The 1,363-nt window shown below is 78.7% G+C and carries 1 pseudogene; it reads right to left on the bottom strand.

From position 1 onward, the window contains the following. Positions 1-1,363 (bottom strand): annotated as a pseudogene (locus AWC27_RS30835) (PE family protein); the annotation flags it as partial.

The raw sequence follows: 1,363 nt of genomic DNA, 5'->3' as shown, positions 1-1,363 counted from the left end.
GCGGTGCCGCCGGTGCCGCCGCTGCCGACCAGGCCGGCGCCGCCGGCGTCGCCGCCCTTGCCGCCGTCGCCGCCCTTGGTAGCTGCATCGGTGCCGCTGGTGGAGTCAAAGCCTTGTCCGCCGTTGCCGCCGATGCCGCCGTTGCCGCCGTTGCCGCCGGAGCCGTTGGTGCCGCCGTTGCCGGCTCCGCCCTGGCCGCCCTGGCCGCCGGCCGCCCCGTCGCCGCCTTTGCCGCCGTCGATGTTGGGGGCGCCGGGGGTGCCTTGGGCGCCGTTGCCGCCGAGGGCGCCGTCGCCACCCTTACCGCCGGTGCCAGCAGTCCCGGCGGTGCCGCCGGTGCCGCCGCTGCCGACCAGGCCGGCGCCGCCCGCCGCGCCGCCGGTGCCGCCGTCGCCGCCCTTTGTAGCGACCTCGGTGCTGCTGGTGGCGTTGAAGCCCTGGCCGCCGTTGCCGCCTTTGCCGCCGTTGCCGCCGTTGCCGCCGGAGCCGTTGGTGCCGCCGTTGCCGGCCCCGCCCTGGCCGCCCTGGCCGCCGGCCGCGCCGTCGGTGCCGGTGCCCCCGTCCTGACCAGCGGAGCCGGCGCTGCCTTGGAACCCATTGCCCCCGAGCGCGCCGTCGCCGCCCCTGCCGCCGACACCAGCCGTACCTGCCGTACCGCCTTGGCCGCCGCTGCCGACCAGGCCGGCGCCGCCGGCGTCGCCGCCCTTGCCGCCGTCGCCGCCCTTGGTAGCTGCATCGGTGCCGTTGGTGGAGTCAAAGCCTTGTCCGCCGTTGCCGCCGGTACCGCCATTGCCGCCGTTGCCGCCGGAGCCATTGGTGCCGCCATTGCCGGCCCCGCCCTGACCGCCGCTGCCGCCGGCCGCGCCGTCGCTGCCGGTGCCGCCGTCATTGCCGGCAGAGCCGGCGCTGCCTTGGAAGCCGTTGCCGCCGAGCGCGCCGTCGCCACCCCTGCCGCCGACGCCGGCGGTGCCCGCGACGCCACCAGTGCCGCCGCTGCCGACCAAGCCGCCCGCGCCGGCATTGCCACCCTGGCCGCCGTCACCGCCCTTGGTAGCGACGTCGCTGCTGGTGGCGTTGAAGCCCTGGCCACCGTTGCCGCCGCGGCCCCCGGTACCGCCGCGGCCCCCCGAGCCATTGGTGCCGCCATTGCCGGCCCCGCCCTGACCGCCGTCGCCGCCGGCCGCGCCGTCGCTGCCGGTGCCGCCGTCATTGCCCGCGGAGCCGGCGCTGCCTTGGAAGCCGTTACCGCCGTGGCCGCCGTCGCCGCCGTGCCCGCCGATGCCTGCGGTGCCCGCCTTGCCGCCGGTGCCCCCTGTACCGGCTAATCCAGCCCCGCCGGCGGCAAGGCGGGCACCGCAGGCAT

The organism is Mycobacterium szulgai, assembly GCF_002116635.1.
Lineage (GTDB): Bacteria > Actinomycetota > Actinomycetes > Mycobacteriales > Mycobacteriaceae > Mycobacterium > Mycobacterium szulgai.
The sequence above is the reverse complement of the archived record's forward strand: the minus strand, read 5'-3'. Positions and strand labels throughout refer to the sequence as shown.